The organism is Mesorhizobium sp. WSM4884 (assembly GCF_029625675.1).
In the GTDB taxonomy this organism is placed as follows: Bacteria; Pseudomonadota; Alphaproteobacteria; order Rhizobiales; family Rhizobiaceae; genus Mesorhizobium.
Window position 1 is genome coordinate 1 of sequence record NZ_JARTVO010000024.1, and the last position, 16,443, is coordinate 16,443.

Genomic DNA, 16,443 nt, shown 5'->3' on the forward strand with positions numbered 1-16,443 from the left:
CCCTATGACTGCCTCAACCCAGGCCTGATGGACTACATCGCCACCTGGACGGCCAAGAAGTCAGGCGCCTTGGCGGCCTGACAATTCCCGAAATTTCAGGCAAGGGGCCGGCCTTCGCCGGCCCCTTGCACATTTGGAGAGACGATTGCCTGCGCCCATCATCTATGTCGATGCCGACGCCTGCCCGGTCAAAGCCGAGGTCGAGAAGGTTGCGGAACGCCATGGCGTCATGGTCACCTATGTCTCCAATGGTGGGCTGCGCCCGTCGCGCGATCCGATGATCCGCAACGTCGTCGTCTCCAAGGGCGCGGATGCCGCGGACGACTGGATCGTCGAGAATGCCAGGCCAAACGATATCGTCGTGACGGCTGATATCCCGCTCGCCGCGCGCACAGTGGCGCTCGGCGCTCATGTGCTGGGACCGACGGGCCGTCCCTTCACGCCGGAAACAATCGGCATGGCGGTGGCGATGCGCGATCTCAAGCAGCATCTGCGTGAGACCGGCGAGAGCCGTGGCTTCAACGCCGCCTTCACTCCGAAGGACAGGTCGAACTTTCTCGGCGAGCTCGACCGCATCTTGCGGCGGGCCTTCAAATCCGTCACACCGGATTGATCCGAACGCCTTTCAGAGGCCGGCCATGGGTGACGACACGTCCGTCAAGACGCCGATGCATCGGCACATGCAGTTCGCTTTGGCCGCGGCCATCGGCATCGTCGCGCTGCTTCTTGCACTGCTTTTGCGCCTACCGCTTCCCTACTCGATCGGCGCCAACGTGTTCTTTTTGACCTTCATCATTCTGGTCCTCGCCCCGATGCCGAGGCTTACCGGCCGCTATCTCAGCAAGAACGCGCGCGCCACCGACCTTCCGGTGCTGCTGATCTTCGCCGTCACGCTCTTTGTGGTCGGTATCGCCATCGGCTCGCTGTTCCAGCTCATCAATCAAAAGGGTGCCGCGCATCCGTTGGAGATTTCGTTCGCGATGCTGTCGATTCCGCTCGGCTGGTTCACCATCCATGCCATGGCGGCGCTGCACTACGCGCATGTCTATTGGATGGACGGCGTTGAGGTCGACGCGAAAACCAACAAGAAGATTCCGATAGGCGGCCTCGAATTTCCCGGCGACAAGCGGCCGGAGGGCTGGGATTTCCTCTATTTCGCAACGGTCATCGGCATGACCGCGCAGACGGCCGACACCGCGATCACCACCTCGCGCATGCGTCAGATCGTGCTTATTCATTCGATCCTGACGTTCTTCTTCAATACGGTGATCGTCGCTGCCGCGGTCAATCTCGCGGTCAGCCTGGGCACTCCGTAATAAATACGTGATCGCATGAAACATTGCCTTATGCCGCGACGTATTGAGGGAAAGACAATGACGTGAAAAGCCGCGTCCGATGGCGCGGCTGGAGGACTGAATGGATTCTGGTGCCACGAGCCAACCGGCCACAGCGGCTGACGCGAAGGATACGACGCTGATCTACCGGCAGTCGCGCTGGACGCGCCTGACGCACTGGGTCTGGGCCTTCTCGCTGTTCTTCATGCTGCTTTCGGGCCTGCAGATCTTCAACGCGCGTCCGCAGCTCTATATCGGCAAGCAGTCCGGCTTCCAATTCCACAACACCATTCTCGAGATCGGCGCCGAAAACACCGATAACGGGCCGCGCGGCTTCACGGACATCTTCGGCCATCGCTTCGACACCACCGGCGTGCTCGGCTGGTCCGGCCCTCCCGGACAGGAGACGCCGCGCGCCTTCCCGGCCTGGGCGACGATCCCGTCCTACTATGATCTCGGCACCGCGCGCGTCGTGCATTTCTTCTTCGCCTGGGTGCTTTCGGCCACTTTGCTGGTTTGGCTCATCGCCAGCCTCATCAACGGCCATATCCGCCGCGACCTTGCCCCTCGCCTGGATGATCTGCGCAAGCTGCCGCGCGACATCGTCGACCATGCGAAGCTGAAGTTCCATCACACGCACGAATACAACACGCTGCAGAAGATGGCTTATGGCGGCGTGCTCTTCGTGCTGTTGCCGCTAATGATCGTCACCGGCCTTGCGATGTCGCCCAGCATGGATTCGGTGCTGCCCTGGCTCAATGAAATCCTGGGCGGCCGGCAGACGGCGCGCACCATCCACTTCACCGTCATGGTGCTGCTTGTCCTCTTCTTTGTCATCCACATCGTGATGATCCTCGCAGCCGGCCCGATCAACGAGCTGCGCTCGATCATCACCGGCTGGTACCGGACCGACCCGCCCGCGACGCACGATCAGCCCAACGAGAGGAGCGCCTGACATGGCAAAATTCCAGATCAGCCGCCGCAAGTTCCTGACCTCCGCCAGCCTGGGGCTGTCGGGCATCGCGCTGTCGGGTTGCGACGCCTTCGACAGCGGCCTCGGCATCGGTGGCGGCCTGCGCAGCTTCCTCGAAAACGCCAACGGCCTGACCTGGCGCGCGCAGCGCCTGCTGGCCGGCCGTAATGCGCTGGCGCCGGAATTCACCGAGGCCGACATTCGCCAGCCGCAGCGGCCGAACGGCGTCACCGCTCCCGACGACGACACCTACAAGGGCCTTCTCGCCAACAATTTCGCCGACTGGCGCCTGGAGGTTGCCGGCCTCGTCGAAAAACCGCTGTCGCTCACTCGCGAGCAATTGCAGAACATGCCGAGCCGCACCCAGATCACGCGCCACGACTGCGTCGAAGGCTGGAGCTGCATCGCCAAATGGACCGGCACGCCATTGTCGCTGGTGCTCGACCAGGCCGTGGTGAAGCCTGAGGCGCGCTACGTCATGTTCCATTGCCTCGACACGATCGAGCAAAGTCTGTCGGGCGACATCAAATATTACGGCACCATCGATCTGATCGACGCCCGCCACCCGCAGACCATCCTGGCCTACGGCCTCAACGGCAAACCGCTACCGGTGGAGAACGGCGCGCCGCTGCGCGTCCGGGTCGAACGCCAGCTCGGTTACAAGATGCCGAAATACATCCACAAGATCGAGCTGGTCGACAGCTTCGCCAATATCGGCGGCGGCCGCGGCGGCTATTGGGAAGACAATGGCTACGACTGGTATGGCGGCATTTGATGACCCCTCGCCTGCTGGCCGAGCATGATCTGGCGCCGACCGAACTCGATGCCATCAAGGAGCGCTTGAACGGTGGCAACCGGCGCCTTGTCGGCCGCGACGATGACCGGAACCTGATCTTTGCGTTGCGAGACGAAAATGGATGCGCCGTCGGCGTCGCCGCCGGTTATTCCTGGGCGGGGATCGCCGAGCTCGAGCTGATGTGGGTCGAGGAAACCTGCCGAGGTGTCGGCCATGGCAGGAAGCTGCTTGATGCTTTTGTCTCCGAGGCGGCCGCTCGCGGCGCGCGGCGCGTGTGGGTCACGACGCACGACTTCCAGGCGCCTGGCCTTTACGAAAAGGCCGGCTTCGAGCGTATGGCCGAATTCATCGGGTGGCCCGCAGGCCATTCCAACATCGTCCTTTGCAAGACGATGGTTCCCCTGTAGGCAGCAGCCAGACCGGTCTGGCGTTCAGCATACAGGCCTTGGCGGCGCGATCATTCGTCCGAACTGTCGAAGGTGGTTTGACCGGGCTCAGGCGGCGCGTCACCCATCTCATCCGGATTATCAACCATGCAGCCGACGCCATGACATCCTTGGTAGCGGCCGTGGGTATCGAAATTGGGATTGCCGTCCCTGTCGAATTGCGGCGTCGGATCGATCCATTGATCGTCGCGGCGCGGCTGGGGCCTCGGATAGTAATTGTCCGAATGGTGGCCGTGGCGGTTGTTGTTGTCGAGGATCGCGCCGACAATGCCCCCGACGATGATCGCCGCCGCTGCGTCGCCGGGGGACGGCCTGCGGCCGGACCCCGCAACTACGAATTCGGCCGAACAGCCCTTGTCGACCCAGATGCCGCCGGCGCCATAGCCCCAGCTGCTGCCGTACTGGCAGCGCGACTTCGACAGCCGATTGGTCAGCTGCACGCCCCCGCGCGTGTCGACCCCGCAATAGGAATAGCGATAGTCCGCGCTGGAGCAGACCACGCGCCTGGGGCCTGCCGCCTGCGCTGCGTCGGGCAGAAGCGATAGCTTTGCCGGATTGCCGATGAGGCAGGCCAGCAACATCATCGAACCGGTAACTGCCATCCGCACCGACATTTGCAAATCTCCGTCAGAGGGCCGCTATCGACAGAATGGCACCTCTGTGTAAATCTGACAACCAGAGGGGCCAGCAGCGAGGTTATATTCATGCGCGCTAAGATAATCGCGACGATTATACTTGCTCTTTCTGTCTGGCTGACCGTTTTGCCGGCACGCGCCGATGACAGCCTCAAGCGCGTCATCGACCAGAAGACACTGACGGTCGGTGTGGCAATCAATCCGCCTTGGATCCTCAAAAAGGCCGACGGCAAATTCGCGGGCTACGACGTCGATCTGACAAACGCGCTCGCCTCGGATCTCGGCGTTGAATTGAAGCTGGTAGAGGTACCATGGAACGACCTGAAGGCGCGGCTGCTCAAGGGCGACTTCGACCTGATCGCGACCGGTTACGCCAACACGCCGGAGCGTGCCCGCGAGGTGGTGTTCTCCAATCCCACCGGCGCCGCCGACATCCGCATGGTCGCGTCGATAGCCGGCCTCGGCAAGCGGCCGGACAAGGCGCTGACGGCGCCTGGCTACAAGATCGCCGTGCTGTCCAATTCCACCGACGAGGCCGCCGCCAAGGAGGCCTTCCCGAAGGCGGACATCTTGTCCTTCGACAACACGACCGCCGTCTTTGCCGCTCTCATCGGCGGCGACGCGCAGGCCATGGTGGCCACGTCGCCGACGCCGCAGATGGCGGCCAAGCTCTATGACGCGAAATTCAAGCTGGTGGGCGGCCCGTTGCTGCGCACGCCGGAAGCCTTCGCCTTGCGTCCCGACGACGTTCGCCTCGTGCAATACGTCGACAACTGGATCAGCGCGCGCACCGCTGATGGCACCATCGCGGGTGTTCGCCGCTACTGGTTCGGTGGCTTCAAATGGATGTCGCGTTTCGACACCGGCGCCAAGCCGGAACAGGCAAAGCCGAAGCAGTAGACTTCTGGGCAATTTCAGGAAAGTGCCGAGCACGCAAACCGCGTAGTTGGCGAAGACTTGTCGGCAACATGTCGCTGGGAGGTGACAAGGTGTCGCCGACGGGCTATGGATGGCGCGTCGGGGACTCAGGCGACTGAGTCCTACCTGTTTGCGGGAGAGAACAGCGAAAGCTGTCGCCGAAGGGGAAATCGCCCGAAATCTCTCAGGCAAAAGAACCGTGGACGGGAAAGACAACTCTGGAAAGTCGGGATTCGTCCCGCGCCGAAGGTGTAAGCGCTGCCGACAGAGTTCCGGGGCGCGAGTCTCTCAGGCTTCAGACAGAGGGGCACGGACTGGACCGCCAATGGCGGTCGATTGCGTGCGACTCTGGAGAAGACATGACAGGCGAAGGCACCAAGCTCTTACCCCTCGAGGATTTGCATAACGCTGCCGGCGCGCGCTTCGGCGCGTTCGCCGGCTGGTCCATGCCGCTGACCTATCCGGCGGGCGTGATGAAGGAGCATCTCCACACGCGCGAACATGCTGGCCTGTTCGACATTTCGCATATGAAGCTGTTCGCGGTCGGCGGCTCCGGCGCCGCTGACCTTCTCAACCGCGCCTGCCCGCTCGACGCCGGCGCGCTGGAAATCTCCCAGTCCAAATACACCTTCTTCCTCAATGAGGCCGCCGGCATCATCGATGACTTGATCGTTACCCGGCTCGGCGACGACCGCTTCATGGTGGTGGCCAATGCCGGCAACGCCGTCGAGGACGAAAAGCACCTCAGTGCCCTGGCGGCGGATTATGATGTGAAGGTCCAGCCGCTCGACCGCGTCTTCCTGGCCATCCAGGGCCCGGACGCCTGGGCGGCCCTTTCGCGAGCCGGCATCGAGACCGGCTCCTTGCTGTTCATGCACGGTGTCGAGCCCCGGCAAAACTGGTTCATGAGCCGCTCCGGCTACACCGGCGAGGACGGCTTCGAGATCGGGCTGCCGGAAGCGGATGCCCGCGGTCTCGTCGCGAAGCTGCTGCAGGACGAGCGCGTGCAATGGATCGGCCTTGCCGCCCGCGACAGCCTTAGGCTCGAAGCCGGGCTCTGCCTGCACGGCCAGGATCTGACACCCGAGATCGACCCGGCGAGCGCCGGTTTGATGTGGGCAATCCCCAAGGAGGTCCGCGCCTCCGGCGGCTTCATCGGCGCCGAGGCGCTGCGCTCGGTCCTCGAGCGCGGACAGTCGCAGAAGCGTGTCGGCCTGAAGCCCGATGGTCGCCAGCCGGTGCGCGCGGCCGCGGCGCTGGTCGACGTCGAGGGCAATCCGGCCGGCCACGTCACCTCGGGCGGCTTCGGCCCCTCGACGGGCCACCCGGTCGCCATGGGCTATGTCGACACCGCGCTGGCCAGACCCGGCACCAGATTGTTCGCCGATGTCCGTGGGACGAAAATTCCGGTCGACGTCACTTCGCTCCCCTTCACGCCACACCGCTACCGCAAAGGATGAATTCCCGATGGCAAACACCTATTTCACTGAAGACCATGAATGGCTGCGCGTCGAGGGCGGCGTCGCCACTGTCGGCATCACCGACTACGCGCAGGAGCAGCTCGGCGATCTCGTCTTCGTCGAACTGCCGGAAATCGGCCGCAAGCTCGCCAAGGGCGACACTGCGGTGGTCGTCGAATCCGTCAAGGCGGCCTCGGATGTCTACGCGCCGGTCGACGGCGAGATCATCGAAGCCAATACCTCGCTGTCCTCCGACCCTTCGCTAGTCAACTCGGCGGCGACCGGCGACGGCTGGCTCTGGAAGATGAAGCTATCCAACGAAAGCCAGCTCGCCAGCCTCATGGATGAGGCCGCCTACAAAGCCCATATCGGCTGATAGCAGGATTTTGGAAATGACCGCAGCACCTGTTCCTTTCTCGGCCCGCCACATCGGCCCCGGCGTCAACGATGTCAGGGCCATGCTTGCCACCATCGGCGTGCCGTCCGTCGAGACGCTGATAAGCCAGGCCGTGCCAAGATCGATACGCCTCGATCAGCCGCTCAATCTGCCTCCCGCCGCCAGCGAAGCCGAAGCGCTGGCCGAATTGTCGGCGATCATGGCGAAGAACACGGTGCTGAAGAGCTTCATCGGCGCCGGTTATCACGGTGTCTTTGTGCCGCCGGTCATCCAGCGCAACATGTTCGAGAACCCGGCCTGGTATACGGCCTACACGCCCTACCAGGCCGAGATCAGCCAGGGCCGGCTGGAGATGCTGTTCAATTTCCAGACCCTGGTCACCGAGCTGACCGGCCTGCCGGTGGCATCGGCATCATTGCTCGATGAAGCCACCGCTGTCGCCGAAGCGGTCGGCATCGCGCTGCGCCATCACCGCGACAAGCGCACCAAGGTGGCGCTCGCCGGCACGCCGCATCCGCAGACGCTCGATGTCGTGCGCACCCGCGCCGAGCCCCTCGGCACCGAGGTCGACGGCGAGACGATCGACGACAACACCGCCGCACTCCTCGTCTCCTGGCCGGACACCTTTGGCGTCTACGGCGACCACAAGGCGGCGATCGAGAAGGCCCGCGCCACCGGCGCTCTGGTGGTGTTCATCGCCGATCCGCTTGCGCTCACGCTGACGGATGCGCCGGCCAAGCTCGGCGCCGACATAGCCGTCGGCCCGATGCAGCGTTTCGGCGTGCCGATGGGCTTTGGCGGTCCGCACGCCGCCTATTGCGCCGTCTCCGACAGATTGACCCGTCTGATGCCCGGCCGTCTCGTCGGTCAGTCCACCGATACCAAGGGCCGCCCGGGCTATCGCCTCGCGCTGCAGACGCGCGAACAGCACATCCGCCGCGACAAGGCCACCTCGAACATCTGCACCGCGCAGGCGCTGCTTGCCAACATGGCGACCGCCTATGCGATCTGGCACGGCCCCGCCGGCCTGCAGGCTATCGCCGAGCGCGTCCACACCCTTGCCAACCGCCTCGCGGCGGGGCTGAAGGCAGCAGGCGTGGCAGTCCTCGGCGCCCATCGCTTTGACACGGTGACGGTCGAGGTGAAGGGCAAGGCAAGCTCGATTGCCGCCGCCGCCGAAAAGACCGGCCGGCTGCTGCGCGTGATCGATGCCGACCGCGTCGGCATCGCCTTCGATGAGACCTCGACGGAAGCCGATCTGGAAGCGATCGCGGCCCTGTTCGGCGCCAAGTCCGGCACGGTGGAAGCCGGCTCCATGCCCGGCAAGCCGCGCGGCAAGGAGTTCCTGACGCAGCCGGTCTTTCATGAGAACCACTCCGAAACCGACATGATGCGCTTCCTGCGCCGGCTGGCCGACAAGGACCTCGCGCTCGACCGCGCCATGATCCCGCTCGGCTCCTGCACGATGAAGCTCAACGCCGCCGCCGAGATGATGCCGGTGAGCTGGCCGAGCGTCGCCAACCTGCACCCCTTCGCGCCGGCCGGCCATTCGGCGGGCTACCGCGCCATGGCCGGCGACTTGGAAACCTGGCTGTCGGAGATCACCGGTTTCGACGCGGTCAGCCTGCAGCCCAATGCAGGCAGCCAGGGTGAATATGCCGGCCTGCTCGCCATCCGCGCCTATCACCGCGCGCGCGGCGAGGGCCATCGCACCATCTGCCTGATCCCGTCCTCCGCGCATGGCACCAATCCGGCCAGCGCCGCAATGGCGGGCATGAGCGTCGTCGTCGTGCGCTGCACCGACGACGGCAATATCGACATGGACGATCTGAGGGCCAAGGCCAACGAGCATTCCAAGAACCTTGCGGCGCTGATGTTCACCTACCCCTCGACGCATGGCGTCTATGAGGAAGGCGCGCGCCATCTCTGCGCTCTCATCCATGAGCACGGCGGCCAGGTCTATTTCGACGGCGCCAACCTCAACGCCCTGGTCGGCCTCGCCCGTCCCGGCGACATCGGCGCCGATGTCTGCCACATGAACCTGCACAAGACATTCTGCATCCCGCATGGCGGCGGCGGCCCGGGCGTCGGCCCGATCGGCGTCAGGGCGCATCTAAAACCCTATCTGCCGGGTCATGTCACCGAAGGCTCGGCGCATGCTGTGGCGGCCGCGCCCTTCGGCAGTGCCTCGATCCTGCCGATCACCTGGATGTATATCCGTATGATGGGAGGCGCAGGGCTGAAGCAGGCGACCGAGACGGCCATCGTTTCCGCCAACTACGTGGCGACCCGGCTCGCGCCGCATTTCCCGCTCCTATACAAGGGCCGGAGCGATCGCATCGCCCATGAATGCATCCTCGACACCCGCGTGCTCAAGGAGAGCGCGGGCATCAGCGTCGACGACATCGCCAAGCGTCTCATCGACTACGGCTTCCACGCGCCGACCATGTCGTTCCCGGTTGCCGGCACGCTGATGGTCGAGCCGACCGAGTCCGAGCCCAAGCGCGAGCTCGACCGCTTCTGCGAGGCGATGATCGCGATCGCCGGCGAGGCGGCCAAGGTCGCAAAGGGCGAATGGCCCTTGGCCGATAACCCGTTGGTCAACGCTCCTCACACCACCGCCGAGGCGCTCGCCGGCGCGTGGACGCATCCCTATTCGCGGCTCGATGCGGCCTATCCGGCGGGCGACGCCGACCTGTCGGCGAAATACTGGCCGCCGGTGTCACGCATCGACAATGTCGCCGGTGACCGCAACCTGGTCTGCTCCTGCCCGCCGCTGACGGAATATCTCGGCGCCGCCGAGTAGTCGCTCAGGCGGTTTTCAGGGCCGGCCCGCTGTCGGGCTGGCCTTCCTTGTTCTGGGCGATCACGCGGTTCCGCCCGGCGCGCTTGGCGGCGTAGAGCGCGGCGTCTGCTTCCGCCAGCACCTCGTCCAGGCTCCGGCCGACGCCGGCGCCAAATCCCATGCCGCCGCTGACGCTGCTGCGCAGCGGGCCGCGATGGGTCGGAACGATCTCGGTGCCGAAGGCGACGCCGATCCTGCTTGCCATGTCATGCGCCTTTTCCGGCGTCATGCGCGAGATGACGAGCGCGAATTCCTCGCCGCCCAGCCGGAAGGCGTCGACGCCGGCCCTGCCATATTTCTTGATCACCGCCGCGAAGCGGCAAAGGACCTGATCGCCGACAGGGTGGCCGAAGACGTCGTTGGTCGTCTTGAAATGGTCGAGATCGAACATCGCGATCGCCATGAACGGACCGAAGCTGCGATCGCCGTAAAGCTCGCCGAGCGCCCTGCGGTTCATCAGGCCGGTCAACGGATCGGTCATCGTCTCCGCTTTGAGCTCGATCTGCGCCTGCAGATGGTGCAGCGACAGCGTCAGCGCGCCGAGGCCGGTCATGCAGGCGACCGCGACGACGGAGTTCACCCTCTCGGCCCAATTGTCCGGAGCGGCGCCCACCACCCATTGCCCGTGGAAGAGCAGCACCAGGCCGCAAAGCGCAAAAGACAGACCGCAGGCTCCGCTCAGGAACGAGACGACGAGCAGGATCCGGCGGTCGTGATCGCCCTTCATCCAGAACATCGTTCCGATCGCTGCGAGCAGCGCTGTCACAGCCGCGTAGGTGATCTGGAAGCCGACGCCGTCGAAACCGAGATAGGTGAAAGCGGCGCAAGCGGCCATGGCTGCAAGCGTCGGCAGAACCGCGCGGCGATAGTTGCGAAAACCGAGATACTGCATGGCCGACAGGCAGATGGCCAGAAAGCCTAGGCTGAGCAGCGCGAGCACGATCTGGCAGAGCCACGGATTGGCATCTTTGGTATAGCGCCAGAACAGGACGACATGGGCAACGAGCACGAGCATGCCGCAAGCGACCATGGGAATGAAACGCGCTCTGGGCGCGGTGAACCAGATCGCGAACAGTGTGATGCTGAGGCAAGTGCCAGACAGCGCCGCCGCGAGCAGGAGCGAGCTGAAATCCAACATCTCTGAAGATCTGCCTTGGGGAGTCTCGTTACTTCCTCAATGTAGGTTGTAGACGCCCGGCGCAAACCGTTTTCGGCTGGCGCCCGCCGCTACGTCGGTACAGGGTTTACAAAGCGTCGACATGCCGCCTGAAATGCCGGCGCGGATCCGCGACGGCAAGGAGTGTGGACGCGGATCAGCTCTTGTCGAGCAGCGCAAGGTTGGCATTGACCACGGTCTGATCGGCGAGGCCGGCCTTCGCTTCCAATAGCAGCGCCCTCGCCTTCTTCTTGTTGCCGCGCAGCAGCTGCGAGTAGCCCATATTGTTGACGATCTGCGGCTTGCGTCCGGCGACCCTGAGCAATTGGGCATAGGCGCGGTCGGCGAAGTCGAAGCGGCCGAGCTCGTCATAGGACGCGGCGAGCCCCATCCAGGCTTCGGCATTGTCGGCCTTGAGCTCCACCGCCTTACGGAAATGCTGCTCGGCAAGGCCGAAATTGGCCTCGCGGAACTGTGCCTTGCCCTCCACCAGGTCGGCGGCGCTGACGTCCTTGGCCGTCGGCTGGATCGCGGTGGTCTTGGTGGTGTCGACGTTGCTGCTCGTCGTGCAGCCGGTGATCATCAAGACGGCTGCCAACGCCGCTGCTGCCCTGGGAAGTCCGTGACGCATGCCCCTGCCCCATCGCCCGATTTGCCGGGTCGTTCTTCAGCAAGGACCATAAAGCACAGCGATTAAGCTTCGGTGCCGAAAAGCCCCTAAATTTCAGTTGCGTGCAAAGGATGCGTTAATCAATACGCGGGAGCTTGAGACATGTTGAGATGGTCAGGCCGAGCCGAAAGTGGTGGTTTTCGGGAACCGGGGCGGAGCGTACTTTTGGGTACGTGAGCACCGGAAGCGCAGAAAACTGCCGCTTGCAGGCCGGCATCACCTGAATATCAACATGCCTCAGTGCGCCGTCAGCTTCACGACGATGGGAATGATGGCGACCATCAGCACCACCGGCAGGATACACACCGTCACCGGCACCGACATCTTGGCCGGCAGGGCATGCGCCTTCTCCTCGGCAAGCGACATGCGCTTGTGGCGCATCTCGTCGGAAAAGACGCGCAGCGCGCCCGACAGGCTGGTGCCGAGTTCCTTGGACTGCTGCAACAGCGTCGCGAAGGAACGGACCTCATCAAGGCTCAATCGGTCCGCGAGCGCCTTCAACGCATCGTCGAGGCTGCGGCCGGCCCTCAGCTCCAACGACACCAGCTGCAGGTTCTGGCTGAGCGACGGATAGGTCTTTGCCAGTTCCTTCGAGACGCGCTCGATGCCGGCCTCCATGCTCATGCCGGCGTCAGAGCAGACGATCATCAGATCCATGAAGTCGGGAAAGCCGTTGCGGTATTCGCGCATCTTTTCCCGCACCTTCTGTGTCAATATCAGGCCCGGCAGGAAATAGCCGGCCGCACCCGACAGGATGATGAAGGTCCAGCGGCTGGTCATGGTCGACTCGGCGCTGGCCGCCCAATGGTTGACCAGGAACGCGCCAAGTGCGACGCCGACCAGAGCGGCAAAGCGGATCAGGAAGAACATGCCGACGGCGCGCGGTTCCATGTAACCGGCCTGGATGAGCTTCATGCGCAACCGCGCGACGTTCTCCGGGTCGCTCTTGGCGTAGAATTCCTGCGCCCGCCTCACAGCCTTCTCGCGCACGGCGTTTGCGTTTTTCCTGGGCGCCGCCGGCTCCGCCTGCTCGATCGGCTGGACCACCTCGACCTTCAGCCGGCGCTTGACCTCGTTGCGATCTCCCTTGGCGACGACCAGCGGCCAGGCCATCGCGCCGCCGCCTAGCACCAGCAGCAGCACCGCCACCGGCATCAGGGATGTCGGCGCGAGCGAGGCGAGGAAGCGGATGATGTCCTCCATCTCAGAACCTGAAATTCGACATCTTGAACATGATGGCGTTGCCAAGCAGCAGCCACAGGATGGAGCCGCCCAGCATGTACCAGGTCTTCGGTATCCCCCACACTTCCCGGTAGAATTGCGGCATGAGCACCATGATGGCGGTGAACAGAAGCACCGGCACGGCGGTCAGGATATAGGCCGACATGCGGCCCTCGGTCGAAATCGCGCGCACCTTGCGCCGCAGCTTGCCGCGCTCGCGGATCGTCGCCGACAGCCCGTCCAGGATCTCGCGTAGATTGCCGCCGGAACTGCTTTGGATCGACACGGCGGTGACGAACAGCGGCAGGTCTTCGTGGCCGACCCGCTCGAAAAGGTTGTTGAGCGCCGAGACCAGATCGGAGCCGTAGGTCACCTCGTCGGCCACGACGCCGAACTCGGTGCCGATCGGATCGGCCATCTCACGCGCCACCATCGCGATCGCCACCGGCACCGGGTGGCCGGCCTTGAGGCCGCGCGTGATCAGCTCCAGCGCTTCCGGCAGTTGCAGGCCGAAGCGCTTATGCCGGCGCTTGCGCAGAAAGCGTAACGCCATCACCGGCAGGATCGGCAGCAGCACGACGAACAGGACCAGCCCGAAAAGCAAGGGCAGGCCGTACCACATGGCGAAAAGGGCCAGCGCGAAAGCCGCCCCAGACGTGATCGTGAGGAATTTGGGCAATGGCGTGATCATGCCGGACTGCGTGCGCAAGGCGCGGAAGCGATCGAGGGAAAACAGGGACGCGCCGCCCTCGACGCCGCGCTCCTTGCGCAGCTGGATCAGCACCTGCTCCTGGCTGATCTTGTTCTCCGCCAACTTCATGCGGCGGTTGATCGCCGTGCGCTTGTCGCTGCGGCCGGCATAGAGCAGGTAGCAGCCCTCGGCGATCATGATGCCGGTGAGCGCGGCCGCGGCGTAGACCGCGTAGATCGGACCGAACCCCTCGAGCACCGGCTACTCCTGCGGCCGGCCGGGTTCGAAATACTTGCCCGGAAATTCTATGCCCATGTTGCGCAGGTCCTCGAGGAAGCGCGGACGGATGCCCGTCGCCTCGAAATGACCGACGATCTTGCCGTCGGCCTCCATGCCGGTGCGCACGAAGCGGAAGATCTCCTGCATCTGGATGACGTCGCCCTCCATGCCCGTCACCTCGGCAACGCTGGTCACCTTGCGCTTGCCGTCGGACAGGCGCGTCAGCTGCACGATGATGTCGAGGGCGCTGGCGATCTGGCTGCGGATCGACTGCACCGTCATCGGCATGCCGGTCATGCCGAGCATCTGCTCGAGGCGGGAGATGGCGTCGCGCGGCGTGTTGGCGTGGATGGTCGCCATCGAACCTTCATGGCCAGTGTTCATCGCCTGCAGCATGTCGAAGGCCTCCTCGCCGCGGCACTCGCCGAGGATGACGCGGTCGGGCCGCATGCGCAGCGCGTTCTTGACCAGGTCGCGCTGTTTCAGCTCGCCATGACCCTCGATGTTCGCGGGCCGCGTTTCCATGCGCGCGACATGCGGTTGCTGCAGCTGCAGCTCGGCCGCGTCCTCGATGGTGATCAGGCGCTCGTCCTCGGGAATGAAGGCCGACAATGCGTTGAGCATCGTCGTCTTGCCGGTGCCGGTACCGCCGGAGATGATCGTGGTCTTGCGCGCATGCACGGCCGCCGCCAGCACCTCCGCCATGTTCTGGGTGATGGCGCCGAATTCGACCAGCTTGTGCAGGCCGAGCTTGTTCTTGGAGAATTTGCGGATCGACACCAGCGGCCCGTCGACGCCGACCGGCCGGATGGCGGCGTTGAAACGCGAGCCGTCGAGCATGCGGGCGTCGACCATCGGCTGCGATTCATCGACTCGGCGCCCGACCGCGGCGACGATTTTGTTAATGATCCTAAGCAGATGCGCTTCGTCCTTGAACGGGATATGGACCTGCTGCAGCTTGCCGCGTTTTTCGACGAAGCAGTTCTGGTGACCGTTGATGAGGATGTCGTTGATCTCGGGGTCCTTGAGCAGCGGCTCCAGCGGGCCGAGGCCGACCATCTCGTCGACGATGTCGTCGACCAGCGCGTCGAGCTCGGCGGTGTTGATCGCCATCCGCTCCTCGCGCGTCTTTTCCGAGACGAACTCATGCACCTGACGGCGCATTTCATCCTTGGGCAGCCGCTCCAGCGCGACGAGGTTGATCTCCTCGAGCAGCATGCGGTGGATGCGCACGCGCGCGTCGAGCACCTTGTTGGCGCTTTTTGCCGGTGCCGCATCCGGCTTCGGCGGCGCCGGCTTGCGGGTCGTCGGAATGACCACGGCATGGTGCGCAACGGGCGCGGGTTCGGGCGGCCGCAGCGGACGGGCGTCGCGATTCTGCAGGTTGGAGAAGCGGCTGCTCATCCTGCGTTCCTTTTCAAGAGGCCCTTGCCAAGGCCGAACAGCGACTTCGATTTTGCCGTCGTCGTCACCGCCTCCTCAGGCAGGATGATCTTCTTCAGGTCGTTGACGACATTGGCGTTGGGGTCGATGTCGTGCAGCGGCACGCCCCTGTCGACGGCCTCGCGCACCAGCCGGTAGTTGTTGGAGATGCCGCCGACGAAATGTTCGCCGAGAATGTCCTGAACATCGGCCTGCTTGATGCCGCTGTCGAACATCTTCTGCTCGAAGCGGTTGACGATGACGTTGGGCCTCACTTCCTTGCCGGCAGTCTCATAGATGGCCTGGATGAGACGCTGCGTGTGGCGCAGGCAAGGGACTGTCATCTCGGCCACGATATAGAGCTTGTTGGAGCCGAGCAGCACCGTCTCGGTCCATGGGAACCAGGTGCGCGGCATATCGATGACGACATTGTCGAAATAGGCCGAGACGAGGTCGAGCATGCGCACCACCACATCGGTCTTGAACGAGCGCATTTCCGAGGGACGCGTCGGCGCGGCCAGCACGCAGAGCCCGCTCGCATGCTTGGAGAGCATGACATCCAGCAGCTGCCGGTCGAGGCGTTCGGGCTGGTTCTCGATTTCGGTGATGTCGAAGCGCGGCTCGAGATCGAGATATTCGGCACAGGCGCCTTGCTGGAAGTTGAGGTCGACTACGCAGGTAGAGGCGCCGCGCGTCACCGAATGATGCAGCTGGAAGGCGGTCTGGAGCGCAAGCGTGGTGGTGCCGACGCCGCCGGCGGCCGGCATGAAGGTGTAGATCTGCGACTCGGTGTTTTCCTCCCGCCCCGGCCCCTGCAGCGCGCGGATGACGGAACGCACCAGGTCCGCGGTGGTGATCGGCTTGACCAGGAAGTCGGCGACCTTGAGCTGCACCAGAATGCGCACCGCCGCCGCATTGAACTCCTGGGTGACGACGATCACCGGAACCCGGCCTTCGAGCCGGCGCATGATGCGCTGCAGCGACTCGATCTCCTCGAGCTTGGCTGCATCCATGTCGACGATGACGGCACCGAACTCGGCTTCCTGGACTTCGCCGCGAAGCTCGTTGACGCTTCTCTCGACTGTCAAAAGCTCGATGACCTCGGAGGCTGCGAAAGCTGTCCGTGTGTCCTGCGAGAACGCCCTGTCGGTTGAAACGAGCAGGATCTTCTTGGTCTTGGTGCCGGATGCCATGATCGCC

Annotated in this window: 16 protein-coding genes, 1 pseudogene and 1 riboswitch; of the genes and pseudogenes, 10 read left to right on the forward strand and 7 right to left on the reverse strand. The window is 64.1% G+C overall.

The window, feature by feature from the left end:
- From P9236_RS26550 to P9236_RS26575, 6 genes and pseudogenes are all read left to right on the forward strand, one after another.
- A pseudogene (locus P9236_RS26550) lies at nucleotides 1-81 on the forward strand (aldehyde-activating protein); the annotation flags it as partial.
- 64 nt (nucleotides 82-145) lie between these two features.
- Nucleotides 146-613 (forward strand): YaiI/YqxD family protein, encoded by a 468-nt coding sequence (locus P9236_RS26555; protein WP_278077599.1) that lies wholly within the window; start codon nucleotides 146-148, stop codon nucleotides 611-613.
- 25 nt (nucleotides 614-638) lie between these two features.
- Complete coding sequence (locus tag P9236_RS26560) at nucleotides 639-1,316, forward strand: DUF1345 domain-containing protein (protein WP_278077600.1); 678 nt, start codon at nucleotides 639-641, stop codon at nucleotides 1,314-1,316.
- A gap of 100 nt (nucleotides 1,317-1,416) precedes the next feature.
- Nucleotides 1,417-2,289, forward strand: a complete 873-nt coding sequence (locus P9236_RS26565; RefSeq protein WP_278077601.1) for a cytochrome b/b6 domain-containing protein — start codon at nucleotides 1,417-1,419, stop codon at nucleotides 2,287-2,289.
- Nucleotide 2,290: 1 nt separating this feature from the next.
- Entirely contained in the window at nucleotides 2,291-3,082 is a 792-nt protein-coding gene (locus P9236_RS26570) for a molybdopterin-binding protein (RefSeq protein WP_278077602.1), read from the forward strand.
- Nucleotides 3,082-3,510 carry a GNAT family N-acetyltransferase gene (locus tag P9236_RS26575; protein WP_278077603.1) on the forward strand — a complete coding sequence of 143 codons (429 nt, stop codon included), beginning with the start codon at nucleotides 3,082-3,084 and terminating at the stop codon, nucleotides 3,508-3,510. The genes P9236_RS26570 and P9236_RS26575 overlap by 1 nt, the downstream gene beginning before the upstream one ends.
- 50 nt (nucleotides 3,511-3,560) lie before the next feature.
- Here P9236_RS26575 and P9236_RS26580 read toward each other — a convergent pair whose 3' ends face one another.
- Nucleotides 3,561-4,163 carry a DUF3011 domain-containing protein gene (locus P9236_RS26580; protein ID WP_278077604.1) on the reverse strand — a complete coding sequence of 201 codons (603 nt, stop codon included), beginning with the start codon at nucleotides 4,161-4,163 and terminating at the stop codon, nucleotides 3,561-3,563.
- 90 nt (nucleotides 4,164-4,253) lie between these two features.
- Between P9236_RS26580 and P9236_RS26585 the strand changes: the two genes are divergently transcribed.
- From P9236_RS26585 to gcvP, 4 genes are all read left to right on the forward strand, one after another.
- Nucleotides 4,254-5,084 carry a transporter substrate-binding domain-containing protein gene (locus P9236_RS26585; RefSeq protein WP_278077605.1) on the forward strand — a complete coding sequence of 277 codons (831 nt, stop codon included), beginning with the start codon at nucleotides 4,254-4,256 and terminating at the stop codon, nucleotides 5,082-5,084.
- 141 nt (nucleotides 5,085-5,225) lie between these two features.
- Nucleotides 5,226-5,312, forward strand: a riboswitch (glycine riboswitch).
- Nucleotides 5,313-5,461: 149 nt separating this feature from the next.
- The gene (gene gcvT, locus P9236_RS26590) at nucleotides 5,462-6,562 is read left to right on the forward strand and encodes a glycine cleavage system aminomethyltransferase GcvT (RefSeq protein ID WP_278077606.1); all 1,101 of its coding nucleotides are present in this window, start codon (nucleotides 5,462-5,464) and stop codon (nucleotides 6,560-6,562) included.
- A gap of 7 nt (nucleotides 6,563-6,569) precedes the next feature.
- The gene (gene gcvH, locus P9236_RS26595; RefSeq protein ID WP_126093472.1) at nucleotides 6,570-6,938 is read left to right on the forward strand and encodes a glycine cleavage system protein GcvH; all 369 of its coding nucleotides are present in this window, start codon (nucleotides 6,570-6,572) and stop codon (nucleotides 6,936-6,938) included.
- 16 nt (nucleotides 6,939-6,954) lie between these two features.
- The gene (gene gcvP, locus P9236_RS26600) at nucleotides 6,955-9,765 is read left to right on the forward strand and encodes an aminomethyl-transferring glycine dehydrogenase (RefSeq protein WP_278077607.1); all 2,811 of its coding nucleotides are present in this window, start codon (nucleotides 6,955-6,957) and stop codon (nucleotides 9,763-9,765) included.
- Between the two features lie 4 nt (nucleotides 9,766-9,769).
- On the opposite strand, the gene P9236_RS26605 is transcribed toward gcvP, so the two are convergent.
- From P9236_RS26605 to P9236_RS26630, 6 genes are all read right to left on the reverse strand, one after another.
- Nucleotides 9,770-10,942 carry a GGDEF domain-containing protein gene (locus tag P9236_RS26605; RefSeq protein WP_278077608.1) on the reverse strand — a complete coding sequence of 391 codons (1,173 nt, stop codon included), beginning with the start codon at nucleotides 10,940-10,942 and terminating at the stop codon, nucleotides 9,770-9,772.
- Between the two features lie 175 nt (nucleotides 10,943-11,117).
- Nucleotides 11,118-11,591 carry a hypothetical protein gene (locus P9236_RS26610; RefSeq protein WP_278077609.1) on the reverse strand — a complete coding sequence of 158 codons (474 nt, stop codon included), beginning with the start codon at nucleotides 11,589-11,591 and terminating at the stop codon, nucleotides 11,118-11,120.
- A 276-nt stretch (nucleotides 11,592-11,867) separates the two neighbouring features.
- Entirely contained in the window at nucleotides 11,868-12,833 is a 966-nt protein-coding gene (locus tag P9236_RS26615; RefSeq protein ID WP_278077610.1) for a type II secretion system F family protein, read from the reverse strand.
- 1 nt (nucleotide 12,834) lies between these two features.
- A complete protein-coding gene (locus P9236_RS26620) occupies nucleotides 12,835-13,800 on the reverse strand; it encodes a type II secretion system F family protein (RefSeq protein WP_278077611.1) in 966 nt (321 codons plus the stop codon).
- Between the two features lie 3 nt (nucleotides 13,801-13,803).
- Nucleotides 13,804-15,225: a CpaF family protein gene (locus P9236_RS26625; RefSeq protein ID WP_278077612.1), complete on the reverse strand. Its 1,422-nt coding sequence runs from the start codon at nucleotides 15,223-15,225 to the stop codon at nucleotides 13,804-13,806.
- Nucleotides 15,222-16,436 carry a response regulator/pilus assembly protein gene (locus tag P9236_RS26630; protein ID WP_278077613.1) on the reverse strand — a complete coding sequence of 405 codons (1,215 nt, stop codon included), beginning with the start codon at nucleotides 16,434-16,436 and terminating at the stop codon, nucleotides 15,222-15,224. Before P9236_RS26630 ends, P9236_RS26625 begins: the two co-directional genes overlap by 4 nt.
- Between the last annotated feature and the right edge of the window lie 7 nt (nucleotides 16,437-16,443).